This window comes from Vicinamibacteria bacterium (assembly GCA_035620555.1).
Classification (GTDB): domain Bacteria; phylum Acidobacteriota; class Vicinamibacteria; order Marinacidobacterales; family SMYC01; genus DASPGQ01.
In genome coordinates, this window is sequence record DASPGQ010000084.1 from 1 (window position 1) to 17083 (window position 17083).

The 17083-nt window shown below is 62.3% G+C and carries 18 protein-coding genes; 10 read left to right on the forward strand and 8 right to left on the reverse strand.

Going from position 1 to position 17083, the window contains the following annotated elements:
* Together VEK15_03370 and ligD are read left to right on the forward strand one after the other, a co-directional pair.
* Positions 1-544 (forward strand): ATP-dependent DNA ligase (locus VEK15_03370; GenBank protein ID HXV59707.1); only part of this gene is annotated, 544 nt, incomplete at its 5' end.
* Positions 541-1410: a non-homologous end-joining DNA ligase gene (ligD, locus tag VEK15_03375; protein HXV59708.1), complete on the forward strand. Its 870-nt coding sequence runs from the start codon at positions 541-543 to the stop codon at positions 1408-1410. The genes VEK15_03370 and ligD, both read left to right, overlap by 4 nt.
* Positions 1411-1483: 73 nt before the next feature.
* Here ligD and VEK15_03380 read toward each other — a convergent pair whose 3' ends face one another.
* Together VEK15_03380 and VEK15_03385 are read right to left on the reverse strand one after the other, a co-directional pair.
* Positions 1484-1978: an anthrone oxygenase family protein gene (locus VEK15_03380; GenBank protein HXV59709.1), complete on the reverse strand. Its 495-nt coding sequence runs from the start codon at positions 1976-1978 to the stop codon at positions 1484-1486.
* Between the two features lie 177 nt (positions 1979-2155).
* Positions 2156-2731 (reverse strand): exonuclease, encoded by a 576-nt coding sequence (locus VEK15_03385; GenBank protein ID HXV59710.1) that lies wholly within the window; start codon positions 2729-2731, stop codon positions 2156-2158.
* Between the two features lie 199 nt (positions 2732-2930).
* On the opposite strand from VEK15_03385, the gene VEK15_03390 reads away from it, so the two are divergent.
* Positions 2931-3059, forward strand: coding sequence for a helix-turn-helix domain-containing protein (locus tag VEK15_03390; GenBank protein HXV59711.1), 129 nt, complete (start codon positions 2931-2933; stop codon positions 3057-3059).
* Positions 3060-3127: 68 nt separating this feature from the next.
* Here the strand turns inward: VEK15_03390 and VEK15_03395 are convergent, their stop codons facing one another.
* Complete coding sequence (locus VEK15_03395; GenBank protein HXV59712.1) at positions 3128-3775, reverse strand: NAD(P)-binding domain-containing protein; 648 nt, start codon at positions 3773-3775, stop codon at positions 3128-3130.
* Positions 3776-3994: 219 nt separating this feature from the next.
* On the opposite strand from VEK15_03395, the gene VEK15_03400 reads away from it, so the two are divergent.
* On the forward strand, positions 3995-4597 hold the full coding sequence (locus VEK15_03400) for an outer membrane beta-barrel protein (protein ID HXV59713.1): 603 nt from the start codon (positions 3995-3997) through the stop codon (positions 4595-4597).
* 19 nt (positions 4598-4616) lie between these two features.
* Here VEK15_03400 and VEK15_03405 read toward each other — a convergent pair whose 3' ends face one another.
* Together VEK15_03405 and VEK15_03410 are read right to left on the reverse strand one after the other, a co-directional pair.
* On the reverse strand, positions 4617-5060 hold the full coding sequence (locus VEK15_03405) for a VOC family protein (protein HXV59714.1): 444 nt from the start codon (positions 5058-5060) through the stop codon (positions 4617-4619).
* Between the two features lie 36 nt (positions 5061-5096).
* Positions 5097-5966, reverse strand: coding sequence for an AraC family transcriptional regulator (locus VEK15_03410; protein ID HXV59715.1), 870 nt, complete (start codon positions 5964-5966; stop codon positions 5097-5099).
* A gap of 159 nt (positions 5967-6125) precedes the next feature.
* Here VEK15_03410 and VEK15_03415 point away from each other — a divergent pair, with 159 nt between their 5' ends.
* Together VEK15_03415 and VEK15_03420 are read left to right on the forward strand one after the other, a co-directional pair.
* Positions 6126-6674 carry a putative glycolipid-binding domain-containing protein gene (locus tag VEK15_03415; protein HXV59716.1) on the forward strand — a complete coding sequence of 183 codons (549 nt, stop codon included), beginning with the start codon at positions 6126-6128 and terminating at the stop codon, positions 6672-6674.
* Positions 6675-6840: 166 nt separating this feature from the next.
* On the forward strand, positions 6841-9240 hold the full coding sequence (locus tag VEK15_03420) for an ABC transporter permease (GenBank protein ID HXV59717.1): 2400 nt from the start codon (positions 6841-6843) through the stop codon (positions 9238-9240).
* 73 nt (positions 9241-9313) lie between these two features.
* On the opposite strand, the gene VEK15_03425 is transcribed toward VEK15_03420, so the two are convergent.
* Complete coding sequence (locus tag VEK15_03425; GenBank protein ID HXV59718.1) at positions 9314-9724, reverse strand: PIN domain-containing protein; 411 nt, start codon at positions 9722-9724, stop codon at positions 9314-9316.
* 1 nt (position 9725) lies between these two features.
* Positions 9726-9962, reverse strand: coding sequence for a CopG family transcriptional regulator (locus VEK15_03430; protein ID HXV59719.1), 237 nt, complete (start codon positions 9960-9962; stop codon positions 9726-9728).
* 242 nt (positions 9963-10204) lie between these two features.
* Between VEK15_03430 and VEK15_03435 the strand changes: the two genes are divergently transcribed.
* Positions 10205-10528, forward strand: a complete 324-nt coding sequence (locus VEK15_03435; protein ID HXV59720.1) for an STAS domain-containing protein — start codon at positions 10205-10207, stop codon at positions 10526-10528.
* A gap of 22 nt (positions 10529-10550) precedes the next feature.
* On the opposite strand, the gene VEK15_03440 is transcribed toward VEK15_03435, so the two are convergent.
* Positions 10551-11909: an outer membrane protein transport protein gene (locus tag VEK15_03440; GenBank protein HXV59721.1), complete on the reverse strand. Its 1359-nt coding sequence runs from the start codon at positions 11907-11909 to the stop codon at positions 10551-10553.
* 223 nt (positions 11910-12132) lie between these two features.
* Between VEK15_03440 and VEK15_03445 the strand changes: the two genes are divergently transcribed.
* The 3 genes from VEK15_03445 to VEK15_03455 form a co-directional block, all read left to right on the forward strand.
* Positions 12133-13791, forward strand: coding sequence for an ATP-binding protein (locus VEK15_03445; GenBank protein HXV59722.1), 1659 nt, complete (start codon positions 12133-12135; stop codon positions 13789-13791).
* Positions 13788-16220, forward strand: a complete 2433-nt coding sequence (locus VEK15_03450) for an ATP-binding protein (GenBank protein ID HXV59723.1) — start codon at positions 13788-13790, stop codon at positions 16218-16220. Before VEK15_03445 ends, VEK15_03450 begins: the two co-directional genes overlap by 4 nt.
* A 5-nt stretch (positions 16221-16225) precedes the next feature.
* Positions 16226-17083 (forward strand): hypothetical protein (locus VEK15_03455; protein HXV59724.1); only part of this gene is annotated, 858 nt, incomplete at its 3' end.

Sequence of the window (17083 nt, forward strand, 5' to 3'; positions counted from 1 at the left end):
CCGGAAGTCTCTCCTCGACGAGCTCCCGCTTCGACCACCGCTTCATCGACTGTCTTGGCTCGATGAGCCGGAGCCCTGGGAGCGGGCCTGTCGCGAGGGGTGGGAGGGCGTCATCGCGAAGAGGCGCGGATCGCCCTACGAGAGCCGACGCTCGCGCAACTGGCTGAAGATGAAGTGCGAGGCAACCCAGGAGCTCGTCGTGGGCGGCTTCACCGAGCCTCGGGGGCGAAGGCGAGGACTGGGTGCGCTTCTCGTCGGATACTTCGAGCACCCGGACTTCGTTTTCGCGGGGAAGGTCGGCACTGGCCTCGCCACGGAACTGCTCCTTTTGCTTCGGAGGCGGCTCGATGGCCTCGAGGTCCCAGAGTCTCCTTTCACGCGGGCGAAGGGACTCCCTCGCCTCGGCGCTCACTGGGTGCGTCCTGAGCTCGTCGTTCAGGTCGGCTTCATCGAATGGACCGCCCACGACAAGCTCCGCCATCCGCGCTTCCTCGGTGTGCGCGAAGACAAATCGGCGCGCGACGTCGTGCGCGAAACGGCGTGATCACGCATCCGGAAAAGGTGCTGTTCTCCGCGGACGGCATCACGAAAGGCGAGATCGCCTCCTACTACGAGGCGATCGCGCCCGCCATGCTGCCGTACCTCCGCGGACGGCCACTCACGATGGAGCGCTATCCGGCCGGTATCGGCGACAAGGGGTTCTTCCAGAAGAACGTTCCCAGGGGCTCTCCCGACTGGCTCTCGCGCGTCGAGGTCCCGAAGAAGGATGGCACGGTGCGATTTCCGCTCGTGGGCAACAAGAGATCGCTGCTCTGGCTCGCGAACCAGAACTGCATCACTCCGCATGTGTGGACGTCGCGCGTACCGAAGCTTTATCAGCCGGATCTGTGCGTCTTCGACCTCGACCCGTCCCAGGATGAGCCGGACGTCCTGCGTTCGGCCGCGCTCGACGTTCGCGAGCTCCTGGATGAGCTGGGACTTCCGAGCTGGGTGAAGACGTCGGGCGGGAAGGGCTTCCATGTCGTCGTGCCCCTCGATGCACGCGCCGGATGGGATGACGTCGCGAGCTTCGCCCAAAGGGTCGGGGCTCTCCTCGTGAAGCGGGATCCGCAGAACCTCACCCAGGAGTTCAACAAGGCGAATCGGGGCGGGCGCATCTACATCGATACCGGTCGCAACGGCTACGGGGCAACGATTGCCGCGGCCTACGCGGTTCGGGCAAAGCCCGGAGCGCCGGTGTCAGCACCCTGCACCTGGGCGGAGCTCGAGCGAGGAGAGGTTGGCCCTAGGACGTTCACGTTGCGGACAATGGCCCGCCGCATGGCCGAGGTCGGCGATCTCTGGGCGGAGATGAGAAGGCGGAGGCGCTCTCTCGGTCACCCGATGGATCGCCTCCGGCTCCTCGCCTGACGGCACTATTTTTATCCAGGGCACCCTGGATGCTCGCCAATCTCGCACGTAGGTGTGCGCCGGAGCCGCGAAATCACCTGACGTGTGTTACGCACAGCCCGAAAGTGAACAAGGCAGCCGCGACAAGAGCCGCGATCGTCCGCACGTGGTTCCACGCCGTCCAGCTGGTGACGTAGTCAGCCCATAGGCGAGCGCCATCGGCACTCGACGGGTTCACCGCTCCCAGCGCATTGTTCCGCGGCACATTGAAGACGATGGTCACGAGGACCGTGCCCACGACGTAGAAAACGGCGCCGACGAGCAGATACGCGCCGCCGGGTCTCTGCCATGCAACCAGCGTCCAGAAGGCTACCAGAAGGCAGGCGCCCGCCGTGGCAAACAGGGCCGTCATGAACAGGGGGTTCACCGCCAAGACGTTGATCGAGTTCATCGCGGCGATCCCTTGCGGAACCGGCAGCCGCGCCAGTGCTTTCATCACAAACGACGAGAACGCGAAGAACACGCCGGCGGTCAGCCCGCAGCCAAGGGCAGAAGCGAACGTCAGGACGACGAACACACGGTCGTTCACGGGATTAACATCCTATAGCTCGAAGAGGTCGGGACCTAGACCGAGCCCGTGACGACGCAATCATCTTCGACGAGCTCTGCCAGTGTGTGATCCCCGATGCTTCACTCACCGAGCACCTCGGCATCCTCCATCGGCTGCGCGACTCATTTCATTCGGGACGTCAGGAATCCGACAGCTCTATCCCCGGGCCGGGGGATCTGCGGCGCCTCGGGACTCGGCAAGCATATTGCAGAAGAGCGCGCCCTGAGCAATGGCGTCGTCGAGCGCCACGTGGGTGTGAGGGAGCTCGTCGAACCAGCGGCGCGGCATGTTCTTCTTGACCGAGTCACGGTAGTCCCGTTTCAGCATCGCCATCGCATAGGTCTTGATGTCGAGAGCGGAGTGGGAGAACGGGCTCTCACCGGTGAAACGCATCAAGTACCAATAGACGAACATGAAGTCGTAGGCAGCTGGGTAGGCGACGAAGACCGGCCGCGCAGGAAGCTTCTCGAGCCAACGGAGGTACTCGGGCATCACCTCTTCGGGTGGACGGACGTTCTCCCGGCAACGAGCCCAGGCCTCGGGCTGTTTTTGCCACCAACGCATCGTGTCGGGGTGGCCGAAAGCGCCCGGAAGGGTCTCGAGATTCGCCGAGAAGGTGCTCAAGAGCGTCTTGTTCTCGCGATAGGCGGCGGAGCCGAAGCTCAGCATCGAGTGGGGGCCGGGGATCGGCCCGTCGGCCTCGACATCGGTGCTGACGTAGATCTCGGACATTCGGTAGTCTAGATCACTCCGGCCGTACGGCGGCGCCATCCTTCGAATCCCGTGCGCCAAGAGACCCGTCATTCTTCACGAGCGCCGCACTCGTGAGCACCTCCTCTCGAGCGCCCCTCGTCCCGCGGCTGGGCTGAATGGAAGCGGCTTCTCGAGCTCGAAGTTTCTGATCCCTCCTGGCGGCGTCAACCTCGCTGCTATGGACCGCGATCTGGTCGAAAAGGCCCTGCAGCAAGCCAAGGGGAACAAATCGAAGGCCGCGCGCCTTCTTGGCTTGACCCGTTCCCAGTTCTACTCGCGCCTCAACAAATACCAGCTCGACTACTGAATCTCGTTCGATGGCAGCCCCCGCGGACTGTTCGACAGGCAGCGTCGGTCGTGAGTCGAGCTCACGAATCAATTGTGAACGATCTTGAAATTGACATCGTACGTCCCGTACACGCGAGAGAGACTGAGCCAGATCGGAAGCATCTGTTCCGTGGCTCGGGCGTTGGTGATGTTCCCCAGATCGATGATCGATCGCCACCCGAATTCCCGCAACAGGGCTTTGACGTGCTCTTTGGCGCTCTCGTCATTTCCGCAGACGAAGACGTCGTGCTCGCCCTTCACGCGGCCGGGATCCACCATGACCCGGCAATTGCAGGTGTTCAGCGCTTTCACAACCCTCGCCTCGGCGAACTCACGCTGGATGCTTTCGCCGAGCGAGTCGGTGTTGCAGATCGCCAAACTGGGGGGCATGCCGTGCGAGAAGTCGAGCGGATTGGCGACGTCGATCAGCACTTTTCCCGCGAGGTCGGCACGGTCGAGCAGACGGAGAACGTCGAGCGAGGCCGTGCCCTGCGTACAGTTCAGGACCACGTCTCCAAACTTCGCGGCGTCTCGGAACGTTCCGGTCTTCCCAGACTCCCCCACTCTTTCCGCCCAGGCCCGCGCATTCTCGTTGTCTTGAGTGCGCGAGCCCATCATCACTTCGTGTCCCAAAGCGACCAGCTTCTCGCCCAGCGTCTGTCCAACCATCCCGGTGCCCAGCACTGCGTATCTCATGTCTGATTCCTCCGATTTTCTTGCGTCAAGAACGAGTGACTCGCGGATGACTTCTCAGCCCGCCGGTGAGCAGCGGCTGATTATGATACAGACCTGTCTGTACTTCATTTCGAGAATGATACTGACCGGTCTGTATAATTGTCAAGGCTGATTTCTCGGATTCTTGTGCTCCGGGCCACGACGTGCCTAGAGTCGACAATCGCGGAGAGTGCTGAACACATGAGAAACACCACCATCGTCACTACAATCATTCTTCTTTCGCTCGGAAGCAACGCTCGCTCCCAGGAACGCGGCATCGAATTGAGCGGCCTCCTGACGACGACGTTCCAACACGAGCTCGACACCACGGATTTGGGCTTCGGGGGAAGAATCGGTTATCGGGCGACTCCGCTCCTCGGGATCGAAGGGGAGCTGAGCTTCTACCCCGGAGACGTGCCCGAACGGGTCACCTTCACGCGCTCCCGGCTCGAGGGGCTTTTCGGAATTACTGTGGGACCTCGCTTCAACCGCTTCTCGGTCTTCGGAAAGGCGCGACCGGGCTTCGTGCGGTTCGCCGGAGCGCACGAGCCGATCCCGTGCATTCTCATCTTCCCGCCGCCGCTCTCCTGCGTTCTCGCCGAGGGCCGAACAGTTTTCGCCCTCGATCTCGGAGGTGGAATCGAGCTCTATCCGACGGAGCGAAGCCTCGTGCGCGTGGATCTCTCCAATCTGCTTCTCCGCTACCCGGCACCCGCCATCAACCGGGATCGCGAGGCGGTGACCGAAGACAGCTTCTGGGGTGGAAACCTGAAACTGACTTTCAGCATGGGCCTCCGGTTTTGACGGGAAGCCCGCGCGCGTCTCAGCTCTTCTCCAGCAATTCCGTATAGCGACGCTGCATTTCTTCGGGCGCGACTTCCTCGATGCTGTGGCCGATAAGCCACCGGTGACCAAAAGGATCGCGAATGCAGCCGGAGCGCTCCCCGTAGAACTCGTCTTTGGGCTCCCGTTCTACCGTGGCGCCGAAGTCCGCCGCCCTCCGAATCATCCCATCGGCGTCGTCGACATGAAGATGAATCGCGATCGAGGTCGGGCCGACCGTGGATGGCGCTCTGATTCCAAACTCCGGGAATTCGTCCGACAACATCAACGTCATGCCGTTGAAATCGAGCTCGGCGTGACCGACGCGGCCGCTCGGCTCGGTCAAGCGAAACTTCTCGCTCACGCCGAACACGTTGCCGTAAAAATCAATGGCGGCCTTCGCGTCCGAGACGCAGAGGTAAGGGAACATCTCGTGAATCTTCATCGACTTCGCTCCTTTCGGTGAAACACCGATGGGAGTCTAGCCCGCCCACATTCGCGCGTCTTGAAGGAATTTGACCTCATGCCTTGCCGACGGCATCGCTACGTGGCAGGGGGACGGGGGCGCGATTCTGCGGTATCTCGAGGGCGTCACGCCGGCAAACTCCAGAAAATCGCGATTGAAGTGCGCCTGGTCGCTGTAGCCGGCTTCGAGAGCAATCGCGGCCCAGGACGCCGCCCCTTCCGAGGCGACATGCCGAAGCGCCCTCTGGAACCGCGCGACTCGCGCGTAGACTTTGGGAGACAAACCGACGGCCCGGCGGAAAAGGGCGATGAAGTGCCGATGGCTGTAGCCACTTTGCTTCACGACGGCATGGACGCTGTCCAACTCTTCGAATCGCTCGAGAGCGCAGGCGACCGCAGGGTGTAGTCCGCGTACCGTGGGGAGTCTTCGTGCGAGAAGAGACTCGAGCTGCGCCAACCGTCGCTCGGGCTCGCCGGCGTCGAGAAGCTGCTCGTATGCGTGATCGGCCGACGAGCCCCAAAGGTCCTGGAGAGGAGTATGGCGATGGGAGAGGTCTTGTGCGGTCGCGCCGAACAGAAGCTCTGGGGCACCGGGACGAAGCTGCGCACCTACCGAGCACGTCGGCGTGGAGATGTCTTTTGAATAGAACGTCGAGCGGGCGCCACCGACGACCGCCTGCCCGAGTAAACGTCCGTGGCGATCTTCGTCGTCGTCGAAGAGGCGAAGCGGCTCACCCGAAAGGCGAAAGACCAGGTGCATACCGCCCGTGGGCAGGACATGCTCCCGAGCTCCGATCATCGACCGTTGCCCCCGCCGCTCATCGACCGCCCAGAGCCGAATGACGAAAGGTCGCAGTGACGGGCGTGGTAATCGTGTTATCCGCATGAGCTTCGCACAAGGCGTGGCGACATCACCCTGCAAGGGCTAGTGTACTTCAGAGAACGACGAGGAGCTCGAATACCAAGCCAGCGTGGGGCGAGCGGTTCACGGCTCCCCAACCGGTCAATCTCGTCGGTACGGTAGAATTCTTCGTGGTAAGACGTCGTGCCCGCAAACGCCATACTCTGGCAGAGGCTGGATCGCTCCGGCCATGAGTGTGCCCGGCTCGACTCCCGCGGGAACGACTGGCGTCTCGAGGGGACCGCGGTCTTCGAGCACGACGGAAAGCCCTGCCGTCTCGACTACGTCATCCGGTGCGACTCCCGATGGGAGACCCAACGGGGCACGGTTTCTGGCTGGCTGGGGAGCGAGGCTGTGGATCTCGAGATCCGGGCCGCGGGCGGGCGCTGGTGGCTCGGAGAAACCTACTGTTCGGCGGTCGAAGGCGCCCTCGATCTCGACCTCAACTTCAGTCCATCGACGAACCTCCTGCCCATTCGCCGACTGAACCTCCCGATCGGACAGGGATCTGCCGTCCGAGCCGCATGGCTTCGGTTCCCGAGCTTCGACCTGGTGCCGCTGGAGCAGAGCTACCACCGCATCGATTCCTCCCGCTATCGATACGTGAGCGCATCCGGTTTCCTCACCGAGCTCGACGTGGACCCAACGGGATTCGTGACGCTCTACCCCGGCTTCTGGAAAAAACACGTATGAGGCCGGCCGTGCGCGAGGCGGCAGCCGAGTCCTGTCTGTCGCAGGGAGCGACAGCCTTGTCTCGCGAGCGAACAGGAGTCGATTCGGGCGAGCGAAACTCGCGCGCTGGCGCGGATCGCAGGGTGGCATCCAACGTGCTTTAGCGGAGGCTCAGGAGAAAGAATTGATGGAAGGATTGCTCCTCGACATACGGCACGCGATGCGGCTCTTTGCCCGGCGTCCTGCCGTCAGTATCCTCGTGGTGGCAACGCTCGCTTTTGGCATCGGTACCGCGACGACCATGTTCACCGTGCTCGCGGACGTGGTGCTCAGACCTCTCGATTTCAGGGCGCCGGACGAGCTCGTCTTCGTCACCGAGTCGAACGCGGATGGAAGCCAGATCTACTCGGTATCCATTCCAAACTTTCGCGACTGGCGCGAGCGGAACCGCAGCTTCGAGAGTCTCTCCGCATTTCGCGCCCAGAGCTTCAATCTCCGGAGCGACTCGGGACCGCTCCGGGCTCGGGGCGGCATGGTCAGCGACGATTTCTTCGACACCCTCGGTGTTGCTCCCGCCGTGGGCTCCGGACTTCCCGGCGGCGAAGACGCGATCGTCCTGGCAAGCGCGTTCGCCACGGAACGCTTCGGGAGCGCGGAGCGCGCGATCGGTCACACGCTCTATCTGAACGACCGTCCGTTCGCCGTCGCCGGAGTCATGCCTAAGGCGTTCGAGTTCCTGACGCGCACGATCGACTTCTGGATACCCATGCAGTCTTTCCGGGACGAGCTTCCCTGGGACGAGCGCGGGGATCACCCGGCGCTGTGGGTCGTGGGGCGCCTCCTTCCGGGGGTCTCGCTCGCCCAGGCCAAAGACGACATGGCGCGCATATCGCAGGAAATCGACCGCGAGCACGACCACCCACACCCGGCCGTTCTCAGCCCCCTTCACGAGCGATCGGTGGGCCGCGCACGTCCCGCGCTCGTGGCCCTCGGCGGAAGTGTACTTCTCCTGCTTCTCATCGCCTGGGTCAACGTGGCCAACTTGTTGCTCGTGCAAGCGAGTGGCCGGACACGGGAGATGGCGACTCGCGCGGCGCTTGGCGCGAGCGGTGTGAGGCTCTTACGTCAGCTCGGGGTCGAGAGTCTCGTGCTCTCCGTTCTCGGCGGTGTTCTCGGCGCGCTCGGCGCGAGCTGGGGTGTCGATCTGGTTCGAGCTCTCATGCCTACGAACACCCCGAGGATCGACGCGATATCGTTCGGTGCCGAGGATCTCGTTTTCGCCCTCGCCGTTTGTCTCTTGAGCGGGTTGTTGTTCGGACTCGCGCCCCTCTTTGACGCGCGCCAGACTCGACTCCAGCGGTCTTCGGGATCTTCGCGGGCGCTCGTCAGTAGTCGGCGTCGACTGGCGCAGGCCCTCGTCGTCTCGGAGGTGTCTCTTTCGGTCATTCTGCTGCTTGCCACCGGCTTGCTGGTGAAGACCTTCCTCCGCATTTTCGACATCGCCCCAGGTTTTCGCACCGAGGGCCGGCTCGCGGCGCGGGTAACGTTGCCCGCGAGCGATTTCGCCGAGCCGAGCCGGGCCGCGGGATTCTATCGCGACGTGCTCGCCGAGCTCCGAGCAAACCCAGGCCTCGAATCCGTCGCCGTCAGCACCGGGCTTCCCCTCGTGAGCACTGGCGTCGAAGCGGGTGTATTGCCATCCGGAGGCGATCCCGAAGAGGATGAAATCCTCGCCTCGATCCAGATCGTCAGCGCGGGCTACTTCCCGACGATGGGGATTCGACTTCTGCGCGGGCGGATCCTCGACGCACGCGATACCGACTCATCACCGCGAGTGGCGGTCGTGGACGAAATGCTCGAGAGGGCTCTCTTTCCCGGGCGCAGCGCCCTCGGCGAACGGATCTCGATTGGCGGCACCGTCGAAGAGCCTCGGCTCGCGGAAATCGTGGGAATCGTGGAGCACGTGCTGAACTATCAGCTCACCTCACCGCAGTACCCCGAGGTTTACCTTCCGCTGGAACAGCCTCCGGAGTTCGGAGCCGGGATCCGTGAGGGGAATCTCATCGTCCGATACACCGGCTCCGAAGCAGCAGCGGTCGCGGCGGTGGGAGAGGCGATTCAGAGAATCAATCCGGCGCAGCCGATCTACGGCATCATGACTTTCCCGGAGATCGTGGGACTGGCTCGGGGACCCTTCCGGACGAACGGGATTCTCTCCGCCGCTTTCGCTCTGTCCGCTCTTTCTCTGTCGGGCATCGGCCTGTATGGCGTTCTCGCCGGCGTCGTATCGCGGCGGTCCCGGGAGATTGGGCTTCGAATGGCGCTCGGGGCAACGCCTGGGCGCATACTCGGTTCGGTGTTTCACGAGGGGATGCTGCTCGTCGCGATCGGCGCCGCGGTGGGATTGAGCTCCTCGCTCGTGCTCGGCCGTTTTCTCTCGAGCATCCTCTATCAGGCGTCTTCTTTCGACGTGGATGTGATCGCCTCGACCGTCGGCATGGTCATCCTGGTCTCGGCAGTCGCTTGCGGACTGCCCGCCCGACGGGCGTCGAGCACCGAACCCGTGCGCGTTCTCGCCGACGATTGACCCCTAAGTCTTCGAGTCTCGCGCCGCAGCGCGATTGACAAGACGAGAATTTGGCCAAAGAAGCGTTTCGCGATCACTCGGGAAGCAGCTCGAGCCGAAAGGGCTTGCGCAAGGGTTCAAAATGGCGCCGATCCGTGGTCGCAATGCGGCGTAACCCGAGTGCCTCGGCAATCGTGACAACGGAGGCATCGACGAAACCCAGCTCCAGTTCGTTGAAATGGTCGTTCAGATCGAGAATGCGCTGATAGCCTTCCGGCGGAACATCGGAAATGAAATACGAACTATTGATGAGTCCGAGATAGAAAGTCCGTCGCGCCGCGCTTCCCAATCTGACGCCCAGCAGATGATCGACCTCGGGAATGACGGGTGACGGGAGGACGAATTGACCGGGCTCGCGCTTCATCAGGTCGACGCTCTTCCGGTGCCAGCTGTCGCGCCGATCGTAATAAGCGTACACCACCCCGGTATCGAGAACGATCGACACGTCAGTTTCTCGATTCCCCAAACCCCGTCTCGGTGAGGACCTCGTCGACTCGCTCGGAGGTGTCCGTGAAGGCGCTTTCGAATTCCCCCGCGCCCGGGGGAAGTCTTTTCGGACTCTTGTCGAGGTACTGTCTGAGCGCCTCCCGGACGATCTCGGCCATTGGGATTTTCCGTTGCTTGGCCTCGAGCTGAAGGCGCACCTCTAGCTCGGGTTCCAAGTAGATTGTCGTTCGTTTCACTCATCGTATGGTAACATAAAACATAAACATACCCAAGAACGGCATCGCGCGAGGGTCCGGCGAGCCCATTCTCTCCCAGCTCATCGAGCGATCACCCGCAGCCAGGATCGATGACCCCACCTGTGGACGGACGTCCCGACGAGCCAAGAGACTTGTGTTCCAGGCCCAACCAGCGGTAACTTCACCCGACATGACTGCGGGTTTGGGACGTGGCAGTCCAGCTCGGGAAAGGTGAATCACCAATGAAGATCGAAGAAAGGCACGAAGGCGACGTCGTGATGCTCGACCTTTCGGGAAAGCTCATGATCGGCGATGGCGACGACATCCTGCGCGAGAAAGTGGAAAGCCTCGTGCAGTCCGGGCACAAGCGAATTGGCTTGAACCTGGCCGACGTTCCCTACGTCGACAGTGCGGGACTCGGCGAGATCGTGCGCTGCTATACGAGCGTGTCCCGCAACGAGGGCAAGCTTCGGGTCGTCAACCCCAGCAAGCGGATCATGGAGCTTCTGACGGTTACGAGGCTCAAGGCGACGCTCGTCGCCGAAGACGACGAGTGGAAGACCTGAGGTTCTCCCACGGGCAGAAGGGCTAGAAACTGTAGATCGCCGAAAATGAAGTCGTATTCACCAGATCCGAGAGATCGACGCCGACGTCGATCTGGAACTTGCTGAAAGCCATCCCGAAGCCGACGGCGAAGTGGACTTCATCGTCTCCTGCCGGAAAGAGTGCTCGAAGGACGGGGTCATCCCCAACGTATCGGATGCGGTGATCCGGATCCGTCCAGGCACCGAAACGAAGCGCGACCGTGGGCGTCGCGTTGATGAAAACGTACTCGAAGCCCAGGTGAAGCTCGTTGACGTCATCCAACCGCAGGCCCAATTCGAGTGATTCGGGCTCTCCTTCGAAGAGATTGGAATGTTGGACGCGGTCCCATTCGAAACTCACGGTGGTCGCTCCCCCTTCCGGCTGGTAGACGACCCCGAGACTGAACACGTCGGGAAAGCCGATCCGCGTGGTGCTTTTAAGGGTCACCGTGCCCTCCGGCACGAACGGCTCGAGCGCCGGCCCGGAAATCTCAAGGTTACTCAAATCAAACCGTGGACCTTCGCGGTAGGAGCCACCCACGTTCCACCGGTCGGAAAGGTGCCACAAGAATCCCCCGTTAAAGCCCCAGTCCGAGTCGTCGACGGTGCTGTCGGCGGTAAAAGCACGAGCCGCCTCGCGGTAAGCGTTCCCGCCGAAAGGACCCTGGGGCAGAGTTTCATCGACTGCAGCGAAGATATCAACGGTGCTGCGGAGTGATCCATCGAAGTAGGAGACGCCCCCGCCGACGCTGAAGGATTCGGTGGGACGGAAGGCGCCGGAGAATCCGTAGGTGACGATCTCGAGATCGGTAATCCGACGGAGATCGGGAAGTCGCAACGTGTCATCAACCTGGAAGGAGAGCGTCACGATATCGTCGTCGGGGAGAGGGGGGGCCGCAAAAAAACCCTGGGTCTCGGCCGCGGCTTCGAAATTCGCCGATTCATGCCGATAAACGGCCACGGACCAATCTTCCTTCGGATAAGTGAAGGAGATGAATGACAGCCCGGTGACGAGCTCGGAGGAAACCCCGGTTCGGGTCGCGGGCGAAACGTCGAGCAGAACGCCCGTAGGCTGGCCCGAGATCCGTCCGGCTTCGGTAAAGGGGGTGGAGTAGCTCCATAACCGTCCTTCCACGGAAACCTCCGGCCGCGCGAGCTGGACCAGCCCCGCCGGATTGGCAAAGGCAGCGGTGGCGTCGTCCGCGAGCGCAACGAAGGCGCCACCCAGCCCGAGGCTTCGCGCCCCGGGATTGGAAAGACTGAACTGGAAGATCGTCGGCACTTCCGCCTGACCGCAGACGGAGCGGGCGGCGAGAAGAGCTGCGAAAAGAATCGAACACGATCGCGCGGGACGCGAGCTCATTTCTCCTCCGGTCGGGGGAGGCGGCCTTTCCGAGAGCGACTCCGGTGACGAAGCCGCGTCATTATATGCGCGGGTGCGGTCTCGCTTGCCGCCCAAGTTGTCATCGGGCGGAATCAAAACCTATAATGGCTCGGTTTTCAGATTTCTTGGAGCTCCGTCGAGACGTGGAGTCTCTGCTCGCGAACGAGGAAATAGCGACGATTTTCTCGATACCGAGGCGTTGATGGCTCGCAAATCCGGCAGTTCCAAGGCCGATCGCGGCGATCGGGGGCGGGGCCTCGTGCTTCTCGTCACCGCGCCGTCCGGCCATACGAGCTCCCTGCGTCTCGAAGGCCGTCGAATCTTTCTCGGCAGGTCGGCGACCAACACGCTTTCTTTTCCCGAGGACGAAGGGTTGTCCCGACAGCATCTGTTTGTCGACAGAGAGGGAGACCAATGGTTCGTCCAGAACCTGGCCAGCAAGAACGGCACGTTCGTCAACGGCGCCCTGGTGACGAGCCGGCACGATCTCGAGCCCGGCGATCGCATCACCGCGAGCTGCGTGACGTTGGCTCTCTCCCGACAAAGCAGAGGTGTCAGCGTGAGATCCGAGCCGCCGGATGCCGAGGCGCAGTCGAGCACCGAGAGCACGTCGCTCGAGGAAGTCCTGTCGGCGGGACGTTCCCAGAGCCGAATCGCCGACGAGGCACGAGGACCTCATGTCAGCGCGCTCTGGGCGTTCGTGCGCGCCGGCCGCGAGCTCGCGGTGAGACGACCGCTTCAAGAGCTCTTCCGCATCATCCTCGACCTCTCGCTCGAGGCGGTCGGCGCCGAGCGAGGAGTTCTCCTGACTCTCGATGAAGGAGACCGGTTGGTGGTGCAAGCCTCGCGGGGCCCGGGGCTTCAAATCAGCGCCCGCGTCAGGGACAAGGTCTTGAAAGAGAAGACGTCCCTTCTGGTAACGGACGCTCTTCACGACCAGCTGGTGAAGAGAAGCCAGACCATCATCGAGCAGGGGGTGCATTCCCTGATCGCGGTCCCGTTGCAGACGGAAGAACGTGTCATCGGATTGATGTATCTGGACTCCGTCGACAAGGAGAGGACGTTCAGAAGCGACGATCTGAGCCTGTTGACTGCCATGGCCAATGTAGCCGGGATCCGGATCGAGCGGGAGCGATGGGAGATGCAACGGCGGGTGTTGATCGCAGAGAACGTGGAGAGTCTCGGCCGTCTCGCCGCCGCGCTCAGCCACGAGCTCAACACTCCGCTCGGGACCCTGAAGAGCACGGTCGACACTCTGGTGCGCGCCGCCGCGAGGAGGGGCTCGGCGACGTCCGAAGAGCGGGGTCGTCTGGAAGCGGTGCAGGCCGATTTACGGAAGTCGCTCGACGCGGCTTTGGAGCGGATGGAGGAGGTGATCGGGCGCATCCAGCGTTTCACGAATCTGGATCGTGCCGAGGTGCAAACGGTCGATCTGAACGAGCTGCTGTCCGACGTGGTGGCGCTGGCCCAAGAGCCGTCCATCGATATCGAGTTGCGCTCGGTGCCGCTGCCGTCGATTCGATGTCACCGGCAATCCTTGAGCTCGAGCCTCACCGGTTTGCTCCGGTGTGCGATCGAGGCATGCCGACGAAACGACGCTTACGGAAAGATCGTCATCACGACCGAGGCTTCGGGAGATCGGCTCGTAATCCGGATCGAGGACAACGGCGGCGGAATGACACCCGACCAGGTGACGCGTCTGTTCAACCCCGCTTTCCAGATCGCCGACGGACGTATCTCGACCGGAGACTGGGGTCTCTTCACCGCCCGTCAGGTCGTTCAGAAGCAAGGCGGGGAGATTCGCGTGCACAGCCAGCTCGGTAAAGGATCCACCTTCGTCGTGAGCGTTCCCTCGAAATGATCCCCCGACCACGAAGAGGCCAGTTCGCTCTTCGTCGTCGTCTTGCCGTCCTCGTTCTCTTCCTCGTCCTCACCGCCTCGACACCGCCAGCTTGGACCGACCCCTGGTACGAACATTATGAGAAGGCCGAGAGAGCGCTCGAGACCGAAAACTGGGAAGAAGCGGTCGTTCAGATCAACCAGGCCATCGAGAGGAAGGGCGATTCGGGAGCCCGGGTGAGAAGCTACGGGATGAAGATCATCTCGTACTTTCCTTACCTCAAGCTCGGAATAGCCTACTACCACCTCGGGCAGTTCGATGCCGCCCTCCAGGCGTTCGAGACGGAAGAAAGACTCGGAGCCGTCACCCAGGCCCAAAGCGGATTGGCCGAGCTCCGAGACTTCCGCGACCGGGCGGAGAAAGGACGTGACGATCGCCTCGCCCAGGAGCAGCAACGCGTTCGACAGATCGTGAGAACGAGCCTCGAGGAGGCGTCGAGCCTCGAGGCCGGGGATCGGCTCGATGAGGCGATGACGGCTCTGAGCCGGGGACTGTCGGTGGCGCCCGAGGACGAGGAGGCTTTGGCCGCTCGGGAGAGACTGCTCGACAAGATCGCCCGCCAGCAGCTCGAACGCGAGCGCCAGGAGAGGGCGGCTCGTTTGGTCGACGAGGGTCGTGCGCTCCTCGACTCCGGTCGTTATAGCGAGGCCTCGAGCGTTTTGAAGCAGGCCGCGGCTCTCTCGTCGGCTCCCGAGGTCCAGTCCCTTCTGGAGGACGCGCAGGCGAGAATCCTTCGTGACATCGAAGGAAGGGAGGACGCTCGACGGCGAAGCGATCTCGTCGCCGATGGGTTGAAGGAAGTCGGGCAGTTGGAAGCTCGAGGGAACGTCGAGGCCGCCCTGGCGCGACTTCAGACCGTGGTTGCCCTCGATCCTGCCAACGAGGAAGCGATCCGTCTCCAGGACCGTCTGCTCCAGGCTCGCGCTCGGACCGAGCAGGAGAAATCGAGACGTGCCTCGCTCGATCGCATGCTGGCCGAAGCGGAAACGGATATGGGGGCGAGTCGGTTCGAGAGTGCGCTCTCCGGCGCGAACCGCGTGCTCGCATTGGATGCCGGCAACGCCAGCGCCCTCGAGATGGTGGCGAGAGCCTATCGGGCGATCAACCGGAGGCTACTGGGGACCGGGACGGGAGGAAACATTCCCCCCGCCATTCGCTTCGCCGATTTCCGCCAGGAGCTCGATGATGGATCGCGGGTCCAGCAGATCGGAACGTCCGACTTTCGCCTGAGCGGCGTCATCATCGACGACTCCCCCGTGGACGTCGCCTTCTACGATCGGGAGAACCGGGAGATTCGCGGGGAGAGCAATAGCCAACCGCTGGGGGATTACTACATCACCGAGTTCACCCTTGACGAGATCTTGCCCCCCGGTCTCTCGACTTTCCGGTTGGTGGCGACCGACGCGGAGAGCCTGAGCTCGAGCAGCGAGTACGTCGTCGTCTACGAGCGGCCCATCTACCAGACACCCTGGTTCTACCTGACCGTCGGTGCGCTCCTGCTGGGCTTCGGAGGGCTCCTCTACGGCCGGCGGGCGCAAAAGCGGGAGCGGCTCCTCAAGCGCCGCTTCAATCCCTACGTCGCCGGCGCGCCGGTGCTGGACGAGAACCTCTTCTTCGGCCGCGCCCGGCTGATCGATCGGATTCTCCAGACGATCCACAACAACAGCCTCCTGCTCTACGGAGAGAGACGCATCGGCAAGACCTCGATCCAGCATCAGCTCAAGAAGAGGCTCGAGCGCCTCGACGATCCCATCTATGATTTCTATCCCGTCTATATCGATCTTCAGGGCACTCCCGAGGATCGATTCTTCCGGACGCTGGCGGACGACATCTTTCACGATCTCGCTCCCGTGCTCGATGGACTCGAGGCCCCCGCTGCCGTCGAGGGTGGAACTGGCTACACCTACCGCGACTTCGTCCGTGACATTCATCGAATCCTGAAGAGGCTCAAGGAGAAGAGCTCGAAGCGGGTGAAGCTGGTGCTGTTGATCGATGAGGTCGACGAGCTCAACGACTATGACCCAAAGATCAACCAGAAATTGAGAAGCCTGTTCATGAAGAGCTTCGCCGAGAGTCTGGTCTCGGTCGTCTCCGGCGTCGAGATCAAGAAGCAGTGGGAAAGAGAAGGAAGTCCCTGGTACAACTTCTTCGAGGAGATCGAAGTCCAGCCGTTCCGACGCGAAGACGCCGAAGAGCTCATCGAGCGTCCCATCCGGGGCGTATTCAAGCTCGAGGACGGTTGTGTGGACCGGATCCTCTCCGTCACCGAGTGCAAGCCCTACCTGATCCAGAAACTCTGCGTCGCCTTGGTGAATCGCGCGCATGAAGAGAACCGGCGGACCATCACCCTCGCGGATGTGGATGCCATCGGTCTCTCCCCGGAGGCCTGAATCGAGTGAAAGCCATCCCTTACGTGGTCGGCCAGTGGGTGCGAGGCGAGAAATTCTACGGACGGGCCGACGAGATCGCCGAGATCCTGGACGGTCCGAGGAACTGGTTGTGGCTTCTGGGAACGCGCCGGATCGGAAAGACATCCCTGCTCAAGCAGGTCGAGCAGATCACCGCTTCGTCTCCCGAGCGTGGATACTTTCCCATATTCTGGGATCTCCAGGGGGCCGAGGATCCTGACGAGCTCCATGCGGATTTCGCCGACGCCCTTCTAGACGCCGAGGAGCGTCTCGAGCAGGTCGGCCTGTCCCTGGAGAAGATCCAAGCCGACGATCTCTTCGTATCGCTGGGACACCTTCGTCGCCAGCTGAGAGCGAGGAATCTGCGGCTCCTACTGCTCTGCGACGAGGTGGAGGAGCTGATCCGTCTGAACGAGAAGGAGCCGTCCCTCTTGCGAAAGCTCCGGCGCGAAATGCAGTCGCGTGAGGGAATCCGATCGGTATTGGCATCGACGATTCGGCTCTGGGCCCTGGCCGAGCAAAAAGGTGACACCTCACCTTTCCTCCACGGGTTCACGCCGCCTCTCTACATCCGGGCTCTCTCCGACGACGAGGCCACGTCGTTGATTCGCCAGCAGAACCTCGACGGCTCGTCTCGCCCGCGGTTCGATGATCGGACCGTCGCCACCATCCGCGAGCATTGTGACAACCACCCCTATCTCATTCAGCTCGTTTGCAAGCGTTACCTCGAGCTGGAAGATGTCGGCGACGCTCTCGAGGAAGTAGCCAACGACCGTATGGTCAGCTACTTCTTTTCCGTGGATTTCGAGATGCTTTCTCAGGACGAACGAGACATCGTTCGGATC